At 44.7% G+C, this 15,321-nt stretch carries 17 protein-coding genes; 12 read left to right on the top strand and 5 right to left on the bottom strand.

Annotation, left to right across the window (positions count from 1 at the left end; all coding sequences use genetic code 11):
- The first annotated feature begins 12 nt into the window (after positions 1–12).
- The 7 genes from ACXADE_RS19635 (at position 13) to rpsR (ending at position 4,865) form a co-directional block, all read left to right on the top strand.
- Entirely contained in the window at positions 13–1,032 is a 1,020-nt protein-coding gene (locus ACXADE_RS19635) for a YkvI family membrane protein (protein WP_474982105.1), read from the top strand.
- 52 nt (positions 1,033–1,084) lie between these two features.
- Positions 1,085–2,032 (top strand): mechanosensitive ion channel family protein, encoded by a 948-nt coding sequence (locus ACXADE_RS19630; protein WP_474982104.1) that lies wholly within the window; start codon positions 1,085–1,087, stop codon positions 2,030–2,032.
- Positions 2,032–2,226, top strand: a complete 195-nt coding sequence (locus ACXADE_RS19625) for a DUF951 domain-containing protein (RefSeq protein WP_474982103.1) — start codon at positions 2,032–2,034, stop codon at positions 2,224–2,226. Before ACXADE_RS19630 ends, ACXADE_RS19625 begins: the two co-directional genes overlap by 1 nt.
- Positions 2,227–2,585: 359 nt before the next feature.
- Positions 2,586–3,683 carry a redox-regulated ATPase YchF gene (gene ychF / locus ACXADE_RS19620; protein WP_474982102.1) on the top strand — a complete coding sequence of 366 codons (1,098 nt, stop codon included), beginning with the start codon at positions 2,586–2,588 and terminating at the stop codon, positions 3,681–3,683.
- A 138-nt stretch (positions 3,684–3,821) separates the two neighbouring features.
- Complete coding sequence (gene rpsF / locus ACXADE_RS19615; RefSeq protein WP_474982101.1) at positions 3,822–4,115, top strand: 30S ribosomal protein S6; 294 nt, start codon at positions 3,822–3,824, stop codon at positions 4,113–4,115.
- Positions 4,116–4,127: 12 nt separating this feature from the next.
- Complete coding sequence (gene ssb / locus ACXADE_RS19610) at positions 4,128–4,616, top strand: single-stranded DNA-binding protein (RefSeq protein ID WP_226582278.1); 489 nt, start codon at positions 4,128–4,130, stop codon at positions 4,614–4,616.
- Between the two features lie 21 nt (positions 4,617–4,637).
- Positions 4,638–4,865, top strand: coding sequence for a 30S ribosomal protein S18 (rpsR, locus tag ACXADE_RS19605; protein ID WP_035507315.1), 228 nt, complete (start codon positions 4,638–4,640; stop codon positions 4,863–4,865).
- A 174-nt stretch (positions 4,866–5,039) separates the two neighbouring features.
- Here the strand turns inward: rpsR and ACXADE_RS19600 are convergent, their stop codons facing one another.
- A complete protein-coding gene (locus ACXADE_RS19600) occupies positions 5,040–5,477 on the bottom strand; it encodes an Rrf2 family transcriptional regulator (protein WP_474982100.1) in 438 nt (145 codons plus the stop codon).
- A gap of 176 nt (positions 5,478–5,653) precedes the next feature.
- Here ACXADE_RS19600 and hmpA point away from each other — a divergent pair, with 176 nt between their 5' ends.
- Positions 5,654–6,874 carry an NO-inducible flavohemoprotein gene (gene hmpA / locus ACXADE_RS19595; RefSeq protein ID WP_474982099.1) on the top strand — a complete coding sequence of 407 codons (1,221 nt, stop codon included), beginning with the start codon at positions 5,654–5,656 and terminating at the stop codon, positions 6,872–6,874.
- A gap of 56 nt (positions 6,875–6,930) precedes the next feature.
- On the opposite strand, the gene ACXADE_RS19590 is transcribed toward hmpA, so the two are convergent.
- On the bottom strand, positions 6,931–7,560 hold the full coding sequence (locus tag ACXADE_RS19590) for a YczE/YyaS/YitT family protein (RefSeq protein ID WP_474982098.1): 630 nt from the start codon (positions 7,558–7,560) through the stop codon (positions 6,931–6,933).
- Between the two features lie 117 nt (positions 7,561–7,677).
- Positions 7,678–9,330 carry a peptide ABC transporter substrate-binding protein gene (locus tag ACXADE_RS19585; RefSeq protein ID WP_474982275.1) on the bottom strand — a complete coding sequence of 551 codons (1,653 nt, stop codon included), beginning with the start codon at positions 9,328–9,330 and terminating at the stop codon, positions 7,678–7,680.
- A 281-nt stretch (positions 9,331–9,611) separates the two neighbouring features.
- Here ACXADE_RS19585 and ACXADE_RS19580 point away from each other — a divergent pair, with 281 nt between their 5' ends.
- The 3 genes from ACXADE_RS19580 to ACXADE_RS19570 all read left to right on the top strand — a co-directional run bounded on the left by ACXADE_RS19580 (position 9,612) and on the right by ACXADE_RS19570 (position 12,792).
- On the top strand, positions 9,612–10,772 hold the full coding sequence (locus ACXADE_RS19580) for a pyridoxal-phosphate-dependent aminotransferase family protein (RefSeq protein WP_474982097.1): 1,161 nt from the start codon (positions 9,612–9,614) through the stop codon (positions 10,770–10,772).
- Between the two features lie 2 nt (positions 10,773–10,774).
- Positions 10,775–12,358 (top strand): phosphoglycerate dehydrogenase, encoded by a 1,584-nt coding sequence (gene serA, locus ACXADE_RS19575; RefSeq protein WP_474982096.1) that lies wholly within the window; start codon positions 10,775–10,777, stop codon positions 12,356–12,358.
- A gap of 191 nt (positions 12,359–12,549) precedes the next feature.
- Positions 12,550–12,792 carry a hypothetical protein gene (locus ACXADE_RS19570; RefSeq protein WP_474982095.1) on the top strand — a complete coding sequence of 81 codons (243 nt, stop codon included), beginning with the start codon at positions 12,550–12,552 and terminating at the stop codon, positions 12,790–12,792.
- A gap of 82 nt (positions 12,793–12,874) precedes the next feature.
- Here the strand turns inward: ACXADE_RS19570 and ACXADE_RS19565 are convergent, their stop codons facing one another.
- Complete coding sequence (locus ACXADE_RS19565; protein WP_474982274.1) at positions 12,875–13,336, bottom strand: NUDIX hydrolase; 462 nt, start codon at positions 13,334–13,336, stop codon at positions 12,875–12,877.
- Between the two features lie 49 nt (positions 13,337–13,385).
- The gene (locus ACXADE_RS19560) at positions 13,386–14,201 is read right to left on the bottom strand and encodes a histidinol-phosphatase HisJ family protein (protein ID WP_474982094.1); all 816 of its coding nucleotides are present in this window, start codon (positions 14,199–14,201) and stop codon (positions 13,386–13,388) included.
- A gap of 161 nt (positions 14,202–14,362) precedes the next feature.
- Here ACXADE_RS19560 and ACXADE_RS19555 point away from each other — a divergent pair, with 161 nt between their 5' ends.
- Positions 14,363–15,313 (top strand): YybS family protein, encoded by a 951-nt coding sequence (locus tag ACXADE_RS19555; protein ID WP_474982093.1) that lies wholly within the window; start codon positions 14,363–14,365, stop codon positions 15,311–15,313.
- The last annotated feature ends 8 nt before the right edge of the window (positions 15,314–15,321 follow it).

Below are 15,321 nucleotides of genomic sequence, written 5' to 3'. Positions count from 1 at the left end.
GGAGGAACGGTCATGATAAAAGCAGGGTTCAAGTGGATGTTCTTAATCATAGGAACTATGATAGGAGCCGGATATGCTTCGGGGAGGGAACTATGGCAATTCTTTGGACATGATAGCAGTTTGGCGATCCTGTTGTTCTCTCTTATGTTCATCTGCTCGTGCAAAGCCATACTTGATATCAGTTACAAAAAAAAGACAGGCCACTATCTGCCAGTCCTCCGGGAAGTGGTCGGCAAGCACCTGACTGGGGTGTACGATTGGATGATTATCATTTATCTATTTACTACGACCGTCATTATGCTTGCCGGGAGCGGAGCGACGTGGCAGGCTTTTAATTTTTCCTATCGCCTAGGTGTCCTCGCCATTGTTATCCCATTGATCCTTTTGTTCGTTTGGGATGTAAAAGGCATTGTGATTGTAAACAGTTTCGTTCTTCCCCTGCTCATATCGGGTCTTCTCTTCGTATTGATTGTATTTATAAGGGACCAGCAACTTTCTCTTTTTGGACATGTTGATGAAATGAGTAATTGGATGTCTGCCTTTCCTTTCACCGCTTTGAACATCCTTCCACTGATCGCGGTTCTCGGAGCAATTGGTAATCAAATGAAGCACAAAGGAGAGATTTGGATTGCCAGTGTTGGAAGCGGGGTCATTCTAGGCGTGGTTTCCTATCTTTATAACAACAGCCTCATTCAAATCTCAGAAGATATCATTTTGTATGAAATCCCCCTTTTCGCGATTTTAAAACATTATCCTTATGAAATGATGATCTTCATGTCGCTTATGCTGTGGATCGCCATCTTTACAACAGCGGCATCAGGCACACTTGGACTAGTTACGCGGTTCAGGGAATACCTCAGGCAGCCGCTCTGGATTTTGGCCATGGCTGTTATTGCTCTCATGCTTCCCTTTACATCTTTTGGTTTCTCAACCCTGATCGAATACTTATATCCTTTATACGGCATCCTGAACTTGTATGTTTTAGTTTCTCTTCTTCTATACCCGATTCTTTCCCGATTCAAAATTCGATAGAAACCTGTTAAAATAGATGGCATATCTATTGACGGAAACAGGAGGGAAAGTGGTGGCCGATGCTACAGATGTTGTTGATGATGCGAAAACAGCGGTTGAGGATGCAAAGACAAAATGGGACGAAATTGTAGCTTACGTAACGGGACCCGATCTTTGGGTCACCGTGGCTCTTGGTGCTATACGGATTGCCCTCATTCTGCTCGTCTCCTTTTTGATCATCCGTATCGGAAGGAGACTCATCGCGCAATTTTTTGCCAATAAGCGGCGTGGCCCTTTCCGAATTACAGAACGGCGGGAAGCCACGCTCAATAAACTGGTTTTGAATACGATGTCTTATGTCGTATACTTCATGGCATTCATCATGATTCTCGAGACCTTCAACTTCCAGGTGGGTGCTTTGCTTGCAGGTGCGGGTGTAGCTGGTCTTGCCATCGGTTTTGGAGCGCAGAACCTTGTCCGGGACATCATCTCTGGTTTTTTCATCATTTTTGAAGATCAGTTTTCTGTCGGGGACTATATCCAAACTTCCGGTGTGGAAGGTTTTGTAGAAGAAGTCGGTTTACGTACGACGAAAGTAAAGGCTTGGACGGGCGAAGTCCATATCCTTCCAAACGGAAACGTTACCCAGGTGACAAACTATTCTATGCATAACAGCATTGCCGTGGTTGATGTAAGCATCGCTTATGAGGAAGACATTGAAGCAGCTGAGAAGGTTATTCAGCAATTATTGGAAGAGATGCCGGAACGTCACGAATCGATGCTGAATGTTCCGGAACTGCTTGGCGTCCAAACACTTGGTGCCTCAGATGTTGTCATGCGTATCATTTGTGAAGTGAATCCGATGGAACATTGGGCAATGGCACGAGTGATCCGTAAAGAAGTGAAAAACAGGTTGGATGCAGAAGGAATTGAGATTCCGTTCCCTCGTATGGTCATGTATTCACGGGACGATGAAAATGATGCCGTGAATGAACACGAAGATAAAGGAGGAGTTTCCTGATGGCTGATAAATCCTATGAGCTGAATGATGTTGTACAGATGAAGAAACCTCACCCTTGCGGAGAGAATCGCTGGAAAATCATTCGTATGGGTGCTGACATTCGTATCAAATGTGAAGGGTGCGGCCATAGCGTGCTCGTCCCCCGTCGTAAATTTGAAACGAAGATGAAGAAGGTTTTGGAAACAAGCGAATGACCTCTGCCCCTTCTGGATTCAGAAGGGGTTTTATTCTGTTTCATTTGTGAAATATTGAACAGCAAACCTGGCCACATGATGGTTTCTATGGGTACCAGGTACAGGACGACATCGTCCTGTACCTGGTACCAAAGGTACGTAAGACAGGTCAGGATTATTTTTCATTTTGCATGGGAATTCACTTACGCTTCGCTCTTTTTCTTCAAACCCTTTATTTGTTACTGTATAAAATGGAGTTTTTATAGGGAAAAACGAGAAGCTTTCTCGTTTTTGCATAGGTTGTTATTTTCAAGTACAGAATCTATAATTAAGTGGACTAACATGCATGTATGTAAATCCTTAAGGAGTGAAAGTCTCATATGGCACTAACAGCAGGAATCGTAGGTTTACCGAACGTAGGGAAATCTACGTTATTTAACGCAATTACACAAGCAGGCGCTTTGTCGGCCAACTACCCGTTCGCCACAATTGATCCGAACGTTGGGATCGTGGAAGTTCCGGATAGTCGTCTCGAAAAATTAACCGAGCTTGTAAATCCTAAGAAAACTGTACCGACAGCTTTTGAATTCACAGATATTGCAGGAATTGTCAAAGGAGCGAGTAAAGGGGAAGGCCTTGGGAACCAATTCTTGTCTCATATTCGTCAGGTGGATGCGATTTGTCACGTCGTCCGTGCTTTTGAAGATGAAAACATCACCCACGTATCTGGTCAGGTCGATCCGATTACTGATATCGAAACGATTAACCTTGAGCTGATCTTAGCCGACCTTGAAACCGTGTCGAAGCGCATGGATCGCGTGGCAAAAATGGCACGTCAAAAGGATAAAGAAGCCGTAGCCGAGTATGCCGTTCTTGAAAAGCTGAAAGATGCATTGGAGGATGAAACGCCTGCCCGTGCCGTTGAATTCAGCAGCGATCAGGAAAAGATTGTAAAAGGCCTTCATCTATTGACTTCAAAGCCTATCCTCTATGTGGCGAATGTAAGTGAAGATGAAATCGGGGAGCCAGATAACGATCGAGTGAAACAAATCCGCGAATTTGCCGCAAAAGAAAATGCAGAAGTGATCGTGGTTTGTGCAAAGATTGAATCTGAAATCGCTGAGCTTGATAGCGAAGAAAAAGAAGAGTTCCTTGATGATCTCGGAATTGAAGAATCCGGCCTTGATCAACTGATTAAAGCGACTTACAACCTTCTTGGTCTAGCGACATACTTCACGGCTGGTGAGCAGGAAGTACGCGCGTGGACATTTAAAGAAGGGATGACTGCTCCACAGGCTGCCGGTATCATTCACACCGACTTCGAACGTGGATTCATCCGTGCGGAGACGGTATCTTATGATGATCTCGTAGATGCAGAATCCATGGCTGTAGCCCGTGATCGAGGCCGTGTCCGTTTAGAAGGTAAAGAGTATCTGGTGAAAGATGGCGACGTTATTCATTTCCGTTTCAACGTATAAGCGAGGATCCTTCCGTTAAAAGGTTGTAAATCTTGGACAACTTTGATACAATACTAAATTGTGAGTAATTCAATGAAGATTACTCCTTGCTCCTTTGATAGAAAAGGAGCCGTCAAGTCCATAAGGAGGTGAAAACGGATGAGTAGAAAATACGAAATCATGTATATCATCCGCCCAGACATCGAGGAAGAAGCGAAAACATCTGTTAAAGATCGTTTCAGCAAAATCCTTACAGATAACGGAGCGGAGATTGAAGAAGTTAAAGAAGTTGGCAAGCGTCGTCTTGCTTACGAAATTAACGACTACCGTGATGGGATCTATGTAACGATCGACTTCAACGGTACACGTGAAGCGATCAACGAATTCGACCGTCAAGCGAAGTTCACGGATGATATTATCCGCCACATCGCTGTACGCGAAGATGACAAATAAGGAGTGGTTCTGATGTTAAATCGTGTCGTATTAGCCGGCAGATTGACGAAGGATCCTGATTTACGCTATACGCCAAACGGAGTAGCGGTCGCCAACTTTACAATCGCCGTAAACCGTCCTTTCTCAAACAATTCAGGAGATCGCGATGCCGATTTCATCAACTGTGTCGTTTGGAGAAGAGCGGCTGAGAACCTTGCTAACTTTATGAGTAAAGGTAGTCTCGTCGGTGTAGATGGGCGCTTACAGTCCCGCAGCTTCGATAACCAGGAAGGCAAACGTGTATTTGTGACAGAAGTCGTTGCAGACAGCGTTCAGTTCCTAGAGTCCAAAGGTGCTTCCCAAGGTGGAGGTAACCGTGGAGGTTCAGGATACCAGCCAAATCAGAATCAACAACCATCAGGAAACAACTTCGGTTCTAATAATAACAACCAACGAAATGATGACCCATTCGCAGATAATGGGGAACCCATCGATATATCAGATGATGATTTACCATTCTAAATAGGAAGGAGTGAATGCTACATGGCACGTCGTGGACGCGGAAAACGTAAAAAGGTGTGTTTCTTCACAGCAAACGGAATCACACACATCGACTTTAAAGATGTTGATTTGCTAAAACGTTTCGTCTCTGACCGTGGAAAAATTCTTCCTCGTCGAGTAACTGGAACGTCTGCAAAATATCAGCGTAAATTGACGAAAGCGATCAAACGCGCTCGTCAAATGGCCCTACTTCCTTACACTACTGAGTAAGAGTAGCGTTTCAAACCCCTTGATGGCTTTCAGGAGCCATCAAGGGGTTTTTATTATGATTCGAGGGCGGGATCAACTGTTGCTCCCAGCTGTCTCTAACACCCTTTAATGGTCCTGATTCTTCCATGAAAAAACGGCTGTTTCCAGTTTGGTAGAAACAGCCGTACTTTTAAACTATTCTAACCCCATTAATTCCCGCAGTTCCTTTTCGTTGGCCAGCAAATCCTGCAGCGTGTATTTCTCAAGGACGGAAAGAAAGGCCCGTAATGCCTCATGAAGCACGCCTTTCAATGTACAGGCAGGGGTGATGACACAATAATTCGTGGCACAGTCAAAGCATTCCAACAAGTGAAAATCGTCTTCCATCGCGCGCACGACACTTCCAATATTTATATCTTCCGGCTTTTTCGCCAACCGGATCCCGCCAGAACGCCCACGCAGAGTCTCAATTAGTTCAAGTTTATTTAATTCATGAATGATCTTCCCTAAGTGATTTTCAGAGATATGAAATACATCAGATATTTCTTTTTTATTGGCAAGTTCACCTTCACGTTTTGATGCTGTAAAAATCAGGACCCTTAAAGCGTAGTCAGTATATTTCTTGAGACGCATCTATTTAAACCCTCATTTTTTGTTTTTTTTAATCTTATCATAAAGCGCCCAGCCTGTCTTAAATAGTGAAAGTTTCGGACTTTGTCACAAAAGGTGTATTTTGAATGTTGCTTTTAAAGAAGGAGGTTTCTATAATAAAGGTGTATTTAAAATACATGTATAAAGGGGTTCTTCATATGTCTCTAAAAGCGACTGAAAAATTAGACCCACAGACCATTCACATCGTGAAGTCAACGGTTCCTGTATTAGCGGAACATGGAGAAGCGATTACGACGCATTTTTACAAACGAATGTTTGAAGATCATCCAGAATTGAAGAACATGTTCAATCAGACCCACCAGCGGGCAGGAGAACAGCCAAAAGCGCTTGCGAGTGCTGTTTATGCGGCAGCTGCAAATATTGATCAGCTCGAAGTCATTCTGCCGCGTGTCAAACAAATAGCAGAAAAGCATCGGAGTTTGAATGTACAACCGGAGCATTACCCGATAGTAGGGAAATATTTATTGAAAGCTATTCAAGAGGTCCTCGGGGATGCAGCGACAGAAGATATCATCCAAGCATGGGGAAAAGCGTACAGAATCATTGCAGGTGCTTTTATCGGAGTAGAAAAATCTTTATACGAAGAGGCTGAAGCACAAAGGGGCGGATGGACCGGTTACCGATCATTCAATGTGGTGGATAAAGTGAAGGAGAGTGAGGAAATCACTTCTTTCTATTTGGAACCGGAGGATAAGAAATCCTTGCCAGCCTATGAACCTGGCCAGTATTTAACCATTAAGGCTGAAATTCCAGGAGAAACCTATACACATTTAAGACAGTACAGCCTTTCTGATGCACCGGGGAAAACATACTACAGAATTAGTGTGAAAAAAGAGCAAGGGGTGGTGAATCATCCTGACGGGATTGTATCTTCCTGGCTTCATGAACAGGTGAATACTGGTGACTCGCTATTTGTGAGTGCCCCGGCAGGAGATTTTTATTTGGATGATCATACAGCACGTCCGCTCGTTTTGATCAGTGGTGGCGTAGGACTTACCCCTTTGATGAGCATGTGGAAATATGTACAGAAAGCTCAGCCAGATCGGAAGGTTTATTTCATCCATGCTGCTAGAAATGGACGTGTACATGCGTTCAAAGATGAAATGGAAAAAGCACAGCCGGGAACGGTCCATCTTATTTATGAAAAGCCTGACGAACAAGATATAAGGAAAGGCTTGCACAAGGTGGAAGGCTATATAACGCCTGATTGGTTGAAAATGATAGCTCCTGAAGAGGCTGAATTTTACTTTTGTGGACCAGAGGGATTCATGAAAGCTGTTTATGGAATGCTGCATCGTTGGGGGATATCGGAGGATCGAATACATTATGAGTTCTTTGGACCCCAAGGGGAGTTATAAAAAAGTGGCGGAATCCATGATGGATTCCGCCACTTTTTATACTTATGGATGGGTCTTTATGAACAGGAAGGGGCTACGGGCTGCAGACGCTGGTCTAATTTATTGATTTGCGCCATGAAGGCTTGGATGACTGGTCCACTTAACACAGTAATCAATAACGTACCTATGCCAATCGCGCCACTGAAGATGAAGGCGAGGATCACAAGGAGGATACTGATGAGTGCCCGTGAGATGGAAACGTTCCAGCTGGTAAGCTTACTGACAACAAGCATCATCCGGTCGAATGGGTTCGGTGCGAAGTCTGCTTGAAGGTTAAGTGCAATTCCAAAACCTGCAATGACCATGCCTGAAACGAGACAAATCAATTGGATCGCAAACACATCCGGATGGACCGTATCGCGGATCGTGAAGACCCAAAAATCAATCCCGATTCCTGTTAAAAGAGATGTTGCCAATGCTAGAAGCTCGGGTCTTCTTTTTTCAGCGATGGCATTGAATACGATCATGCTGAAACCTACGACAATTTCCCAGCTTCCAATCGTTAAGCCGAATGTCCGGTGGAGGCCGACCAGAAGGGCATCAAAGGGGGATGTCCCAAGCGTAGAGAGGATGGTTAACGCGATTCCAAGCGTCATGATGAGAATCCCGAATGTGTAATATAGCGTTCTCATGTAGATGCGCTTCATAGTTTCCACCCCTTTCTTTTCTGCTGTCTAAGAAGAATATACCGCGAAGGGGATTGAAAATTCAAGAGAAAGAATGTAAAAAAACGGCAGGGGGTCCCCTGCCGTTTCTCAAGTCTATTACTCTTCTACATAAGCCCACTTAAATTCGAATTCTGGACCTGTTGCTGTTGTGAACACCCCTTTGATGGTTGGGCGGAAAAGCTGAGCTTTTGCATCCTGATAGATTGGTGCGACCGCTTGATCTTCTTCCAAAAGCAGTTTCTCTGCCTGCATGAAGGTCTCGAAGCGTTTTTCAGGCTGCTGGGCATATTCGCCGTTTGCTTTCTCTATTAACGCGTCATATTCTTCGTTAGAATATCCCATGTTGTTGTTTTGACCACCTGTAAGGTACATGTTCAAGTAAGTGTTCGGGTCAACATAGTCTGGACCCCATGTAGCAGCTTCCATTTCAAATTCGCTCTCGTTATCACGACGAACACGTTCTTTGAAAGGAACTTCCATCAGTTTGATCGTTACGCCTTCAAGATTTTCTTCCAATTGGTTCTTGTAGTAGGCAAGAACATCTTTAGAGGTACCTGTATCATCACCAAGAAGTTCAATCTCAACAGAATCGGTACCCAATGCTTCCAGGCCTTTCTGCCAGTGTTCCTGAGCCTTTTCTACGTTGTACTCAACCAATGGACCCTGAGCCTCGCGGAAATCCTCTTCACTGTTCGGCATAGAGACAAAGTTGGATGGTACATAACCTTCAGCTGGTACAGATCCGTCATTCAGGATGACGTCGACCAGGGACTGGCGGTCAATAGCATAGGAGATGGCTTTACGAACATCAGCATTCGCAAGGGCCTCATTATTATCCTGGTTGAACTTAAAGAAATATAAGTATGGTTTTTCCGCAACGTTGAAAGCATCGCTTGTGCGGTATTGGTCAACGAATTCGGCATTCAACTCTGTCTGGTCGATTTCGCCTGTGTCATACAGGTTAACCCCTGTAGAAATTTCTTTGATGACTTTCGCGTTGATCGTTTCTAATTGAACTGTATCTGCATCCCAGTAAGAATCACTCTTCTCAACCGTCCAGCCTTCACCGTGGTTCCATTCGGTCATTTCGAATGGTCCGTTTGAGATGGTGTATTCTGCTTCTGTTGCGAATTTATCGCCTTGTTCTTCTACGTAATCCTGATTCAAAGGCATGAACGTAATGAATACCGTCATGGATTTAAAGTAAGGAACCGGTTTTTCGAGCTCAACGACAAGCGTTTTATCATCTTCGGCTGTCGCCCCTAGATCTTCAAGCTCCGCTTCGCCATCACTGATGGCCTGGGCATTTTTAATGATGCCTCCAAGGAAATAAGGACCGTACTCGGAACCTACTTCTGGATCAACAGCTCTTCTCCATGCATAAACGAAATCGTGGGCAGTGACAGGGTCGCCATTAGACCATTCTGCGTCACGTAGTTTGAATGTCCATGTAAGGCCGTCTTCACTTACTTCGGAGCTTTCGGCCATTCCATCTACAAGCTGACTGTTTTCATCGAGACGGTAAAGCCCTTCATAAGTCTCTCCAGCCCATTGGAAACCGACAGAATCGGTGATGAGAGATGGATCCATGCTAGGGATCTCACTTTTCGCTGTCACGGTAATCTCTTGGTCTCCGGAAGCTTCTCCCTCATTTGTTTCTTCGGTTGTATCATCCGTGTTTTCTTCTCCTGTGTCTGTTGATGTTTCACTGTCTCCTCCGCTACATGCCGCCAGGAACAAAGCGAACATCAGTGCAAATAACACTAATAGATGTTTTCTCAACGTGTATTCCCCCTATTTGAAATTTTCTAAAAATAATTACATTTTTGAATTATACAGATAAAAAAGAAAAAAATCAAAGCCCTTTATTCGATAAAAATAAGAAAAAAATGTCGGTGAACAGAATATTCTAAACTAATTGACAATGGTTCTTTCTTTGATAGGATTAGAGAATATCATTGCTTTTCTAAAGCATAAAAGGATGTTAGGAGAAGAGTGAATCACGGAATATAGAGGAGGTTGTCAGAAGAATGAAACGTGAATGGGATTTGCTGCACACCCCGGGTCCAACGCCGATACCGCCAAGTGTCGAACGAAGCATGAATCAGCCGATGATCGGTCACCGCGGTGGGAAGGCCAAAGATTTGATCCATGATATCGCACCAAGGCTGAAACCGGTGTTCGGGACATCTGGAGAGGTTCTTGTCATTACAGGGAGCGGAACATCTTCTTTAGAAGCATCCGTCGTCAATACGACGAAACCCGGCGACAAAGTCATTGTTGTAGTAGCGGGTGCTTTTGGAGATCGTTTTGCCCAAATTTGTGAGACTTATGAACTGGAAGTTCAGCGAATCGATGTCCCGTGGGGGGAAGCATTCAATGTGTCACAATTGGAAGAAATGCTGCAAAACCAACCGGATACGTCTGCTGTATTCCTTACACATTGTGAAACTTCCACGGGTGTAATGCATCCAGTAGAAGAAGCAGCGGAGCGTGTTAAAGCCATCAGTTCGGCCCTGGTTATTGTCGATGGAGTTTCGTCTATTGGGGGAGCTAAAGTAGATATGGATCGTTCTGGAATCGATATCTTAACATCAGGATCTCAAAAAGCCATGATGCTTCCAGCGGGTCTTGCATTTTTAGCTGTAGGGGCAAATGCGTGGACTGTGATCGAGAACAATCCACGCCCGCGGTTTTACTTGGACTTACGGAAATACAGGCAGCAGCTCGAAGGGGGGCAGACCCCATTCACACCTGCTCTTTCCCTTCTGTTCGGACTTCAACAGGTCCTCGATTTATTGGAAGAGGAAGGATTAGAGCACGTATTTGAACGACACCTCACGATGAAGGAAATGACACGGGAAGCCTGCCGTGCCTTAAACCTGCCTTTGCTTGTATCCGATGAAAATGCGTCGTCCACTGTAACATCGATCCGCCCTGAAACTTTTGAAGCTGAACAATTGAGGAAAATCGCAAACGAAGAATTCGGTCTTATTCTTGCTGGGGGACAAAAGCATATGAAAGGTGAAGTTTTTAGAATCGGGCATATGGGATACTCTCGCCCGGCTAATGTTCTCCAATATATAGGGATTTTAGAAATTGTTTTGAAACGATTAGGTCAAGACTTTGAAGCAGGGGCAGGGGTCGCCGCTGCACAAGCTGCTTACTTGAAGCGAACAAGGGAGGAATAAAGATGCACCGCGTATTGATTAGTGATCCATTGAGCGAAGATGGAATAAGGCCATTAATAGAAGCTGAAGACATAGAGATAATTATGAATCCGAACCTTTCCTATGAACAACTTTTGGAGGAGATTGGGTCAGCAGAAGCCCTTATCGTAAGAAGTCAGACACAAGTAACACGAGAGGTGATCGAACATGCCCCTCATTTGAAAATCATCGGCCGTGCAGGGGTGGGGGTCGATAACATCGATCTTGATGCCGCAACGGAAAACGGCGTCATTGTCGTCAATGCCCCGGATGGGAATACAATTTCCACAGCTGAACATACGATGGCAATGCTCATGTCTCTGGCAAGGAATATTCCTCAAGCGTATCATCAGCTTCAACAAAAGCGCTGGGAGCGTAAAAAGTTCGTCGGGGTAGAATTAAAGGATAAAGTACTTGGTATCGTTGGTTTTGGCAGGATCGGACGTGAAGTTGCCCAGCGCGCCAAAGGCCACCGTATGAAAGTTATCGCCTTCGATCCGTTTTTGAATGAAGAAAAAGCTGAAAAAGCCGGGGTTACACACGGGACTTTAGAAGAAGTGCTCAAACAGGCGGATTTCCTTACGGTTCACACCCCTTTAATTGCTAAAACGAAACATTTAATCAATGAGGAAGCCATTGCCATGATGAAGACCGGTGCACGAATATTAAATTGCGCACGTGGCGGAATTGTAGAAGAGAATGCTTTGTATGAAGCGGTCCAGTCAGGAAAAATCGCTGGTGCAGCACTCGATGTTTTTGAGGAAGAGCCAGCCACGGAACACCCACTGTTATCTCTTCCTGAAGTGATTGCAACTCCTCACCTTGGTGCGAGCACAATTGAGGCTCAGGAAAATGTGGCGACAGATGTCAGCTTTGATGTGCTTGAATCGCTTCGTGGTGGTACGGTTAGGAATCCGGTCAACCTTCCATCTGTGTCGTCTGAAATGATGGAGAAACTCTCCCCGTACTTCAAACTTTCTGAAAGGTTGGGCTCTTTCCTGTCCAAAGTAGTGGAAGGTACGCTTGAGCGTGTGAATGTTTATTATAGTGGGGACCTTCTTGAAGTCGATACGATGCCACTTACCAGAATTGCAGTAAAAGGGATACTTACCCCTCATATCGGAGAGCGTGTCAACGATGTCAATGCGTTGAAAACAGCAGCCGATAAAGGAATGACCATCAATGAGCAAAAGTCGACTCGTACAAAAGGGTTTACGAACCTGATTACGGTCGAGATCGAAACAGAAAAGGAAAAGAGAAGTATCGCCGGTACGTTATTAAACGGATTAGGTACACGAATTGTCCAGTTCGATCAATATTCCATCGACGTCATTCCAGAAGGCCATCTGGTCGTTATTCATCATACCGACCAGCCAGGTGCCATCGGACGTGTAGGAAGTCTCCTTGCTGAACATCAAATTAACATTGCGACGATGCAGGTAGGACGTACAAATGAAGGTGGAGAAGCTGTCATGGTCCTCAGTGTAGATAAACCAGTCGAAGGGGACTGTAACGAAAAGCTTGCCCAAATTCCAGACATCAAGCAGGTGCAGTGTCTGACCATTTGAATCAAGAAAGGCAAACCTTCAGAGGTTTGCCTTTTTTTGATTCACTCTGTTAAAAGCTTAGTTTTTCTGATCCCATTTGCTTTAATAGGGGTGTGCGAGAGAAGTGGGATCAAAGGAGTCATACCATCATAACCAACGGTATGTTATCGTTCTTAGAGCGCTGTACATAGATCTATACGGGAGGGGTTCCATTGAAAAATCGTAGCGCTGGTCTTCTGTTGATCGGTTTATCCTTGTTAACCGGGGTTATAACCTATGCTCTAGGAGAGTTGATTATTGCTGTGAAAATGTCTGCTGCCCATGTTTCAGCGGCTGTTTCGGGAGGAGATGGACCAGGAATAGGCTGGAGTGGCAATCCTTTAATCACAAATGTGCCATTGGTCCTTATCGCATGTTCCATGATTCTTGGCATGGCTTTACTAAAAAACAACTGATGTCACTACCGATCTGTTGAAAAAGGAGCTTCCATCAGCCTGGAAGCTCCTTTTTTGTTCCGTTTAAGAAAATGTTTGATTGTTACACCCCTTGTGAAGTGGAAAGCAGCTGCTGTAACACATGAATTTCACGTATGACCCAAGGGTTATTGGTGGAATGCTTCAGTGTTTTTTCGTTCTGAGCGATTGCTTTTTCAATTTCAACCCAGACGGGGGTGAAGAATTGTTGTTCTTCGTACGCATCAAGCTTTTGTACCCCGGTTTCTCCATGCCAGCGGCAGAAATAAATGCGGGAAGTCATGGTGAAGAAAGCTCCTGGTTGAAAGACATCCTCGTGACTTTCAACCACTTCTCCAAACAAGCGCACGACCTTACAATTTTGAAAGCCTGTCTCTTCTTGGATTTCACGAATGAGAGCTTCTTCATCACTTTCACCATCATTTAGCCCTCCTCCGGGGAGCTTATAATCCCCGAGTCTGGACTGGACCATGAGGATTTTCCCGTCCTTATACAGCACACCTCTTACGGCTGTCCGTTGGTTTATATCAGCTCCATCTTCAGGCTACTGCCCGATTCTCAACTTGAATGGGAAGTCATCCAATGGGATGCACCTGCCTTTTTCGGTTGGTGAATGTGTGGACTTCCGTGTAACCGGCTGATTTCGCAAGATCAATGGCTTCGTCATATCGGTATCCGATATGGTCAGGTTTATGGGCATCGGAGCAGAGAACGATTCCAACCCCTTCATCTTTACACATCTGAAGAAGCGTTGGGTCAGGGTACAGCTCTCCTACTGGCTTCCTCAATCCGGCTGTACTGATTTCAATACATGTGTCCGTTTTGGCAAGGGCTTCGGCTGCACGTTTGTACTGTTCTTTCAAAAACACTTCGTCATCTGGACGGTATCCAAATACTTTGATCACATCAATGTGTCCTACAAAGTCAAACAGACCAGATTCTGCAAGAGTGACGACGCGGTCGAAATATTGACGGTACACTTCTTTCAGATCCCGTTTTTCGTATTCCTCTCGATCAATGGCAAGGTCGATCCCCCATTCGTCAATCCAGTGAACAGAGCCGATGACATAATCGAAAGGATGGGAGTGGATGAATGTTTCCATTTCTTTCTCCTTACCCGGCATATAATCCATTTCTATCCCCATTTTAATAGGAAGGCCAGCTGTTTCGGCTTCATCAAACATTTTTTGGTACGTGGCAAAATTAAGAGTGCGGCGGTTCTCCACCCATGGGTTTTTAAGAATTTCCCGGGTTTCCTGAAAGAAATAGGCGTGTTCTGAAATGCCCAACTCTTCAATTCCTTCTTCTTTTGCTTTTTTTATGTAGGTTCGTAGATAGTCGACATCAAGGTTTCCGGTTTCAGCCATATGGACGTGGTAATCGGTGCGCATGTGGGGCCCTCCTCTATCGAATTTTATTCATCATAACAAACATCAGAAAAAATCACCACGAAGTAGGAATGGAAGCATTTGAGACAAGATGAAAGGCGGGAAGATATGTTAAAATAGGGAGGTTAAGATAGCGCGATAGAAATAGAGGTGCGTAATCAATCATGAATAACACGAAGAGGTTGACCGAAGGGGCTTTAATGACCGGCGTATATCTGCTATTGTTATTGGTAATTATTTTTATGCCGGGACCTGTTGGATCCATTTTATTGTTGATCTTACCAGTCCCTTTCGTTTTTTATAGTTATCGGTACGGCTGGAAACCCGGCGTTCTGATGTTTATCGGAGCTTTGATCTTCACTTTGCTGTTTGCAACCGTTTTTTCTTTACCGATTACTCTGCTCGCAGGGTTCGGAGGCTTGTCCCTTGGAGGGGCTATGCATGCCAAGCGTTCTTCCTATGAAACCCTTGCCGTAGGATCGGTGGGTTTCAGTCTTGGACTTCTTGTCATCTTCCTGCTCTCGCAGCTTTTCCTGGGCGTGAGCTGGATGGAAGAGTTGCGAAACAGTATGGACCAGGCTTTATCAACAGCGGAAGGTCTGTTTTCGGGATTAATGGCCGGTGAGGATCTACAGCAGGAACTGGATAGAATCCGTGAGCTTGTGGAATTCCTACCTGATATCGTTCCGAGCATTTTAGCAATTGCCGGAGTGTTCATGGCCTTTATCAGCCAATGGACCACTTACAAACTGATTAATCGTATGGAAGGCAAGTCCGTCAAATTTGAGGAATTTAAGAACTTCAAGATGCCTACTTCCATATTATGGTATTACTTTGTCGCGATGATCCTGAATTTTGTCACCATGGATGGTAATGGTTTAATTTACTTAGCTGCCGTCAATGTATTCATATTGACTGGAGCACTGCTCGTTCTTCAGGGACTCTCTTTCGTCTTTTTCTACGCTTGGAAGAAAAAGTGGTCGAAAGCCGTACCGATTCTTGTGGTTGTATTTTCTTTCCTTCTTCCACAAATCGTCATGTATCTTGTGCGGATTATCGGTATAATTGATATAGGATTCCCGATGAGGGAACGTGTGGAAGAAAAGAAAGAATGATCGCTCTC

Source organism: Halobacillus sp. ABR2_026 (genome assembly GCF_056158545.1).
Note: the sequence above shows the minus strand (reverse complement) of the source record. Positions and strands in the feature narration are given on the sequence as shown.

What these genes read in the sequence shown, in the direction of transcription:
- ACXADE_RS19580 (WP_474982097.1), top strand. Translation starts at nt 9,612, where the DNA reads ATGAAACGTGAATGGGATTTGCTGCACACCCCGGGTCCAACGCCGATA.
- ACXADE_RS19590 (WP_474982098.1), bottom strand. Translation starts at nt 7,560, where the DNA reads ATGAAGCGCATCTACATGAGAACGCTATATTACACATTCGGGATTCTC.
- ssb (WP_226582278.1), top strand. Translation starts at nt 4,128, where the DNA reads ATGTTAAATCGTGTCGTATTAGCCGGCAGATTGACGAAGGATCCTGAT.
- ACXADE_RS19625 (WP_474982103.1), top strand. Translation starts at nt 2,032, where the DNA reads ATGGCTGATAAATCCTATGAGCTGAATGATGTTGTACAGATGAAGAAA.
- hmpA (WP_474982099.1), top strand. Translation starts at nt 5,654, where the DNA reads ATGTCTCTAAAAGCGACTGAAAAATTAGACCCACAGACCATTCACATC.
- ACXADE_RS19585 (WP_474982275.1), bottom strand. Translation starts at nt 9,330, where the DNA reads ATGTTCGCTTTGTTCCTGGCGGCATGTAGCGGAGGAGACAGTGAAACA.
- rpsF (WP_474982101.1), top strand. Translation starts at nt 3,822, where the DNA reads ATGAGTAGAAAATACGAAATCATGTATATCATCCGCCCAGACATCGAG.
- ACXADE_RS19555 (WP_474982093.1), top strand. Translation starts at nt 14,363, where the DNA reads ATGAATAACACGAAGAGGTTGACCGAAGGGGCTTTAATGACCGGCGTA.
- ACXADE_RS19635 (WP_474982105.1), top strand. Translation starts at nt 13, where the DNA reads ATGATAAAAGCAGGGTTCAAGTGGATGTTCTTAATCATAGGAACTATG.
- ychF (WP_474982102.1), top strand. Translation starts at nt 2,586, where the DNA reads ATGGCACTAACAGCAGGAATCGTAGGTTTACCGAACGTAGGGAAATCT.
- rpsR (WP_035507315.1), top strand. Translation starts at nt 4,638, where the DNA reads ATGGCACGTCGTGGACGCGGAAAACGTAAAAAGGTGTGTTTCTTCACA.
- ACXADE_RS19600 (WP_474982100.1), bottom strand. Translation starts at nt 5,477, where the DNA reads ATGCGTCTCAAGAAATATACTGACTACGCTTTAAGGGTCCTGATTTTT.
- serA (WP_474982096.1), top strand. Translation starts at nt 10,775, where the DNA reads ATGCACCGCGTATTGATTAGTGATCCATTGAGCGAAGATGGAATAAGG.
- ACXADE_RS19560 (WP_474982094.1), bottom strand. Translation starts at nt 14,201, where the DNA reads ATGCGCACCGATTACCACGTCCATATGGCTGAAACCGGAAACCTTGAT.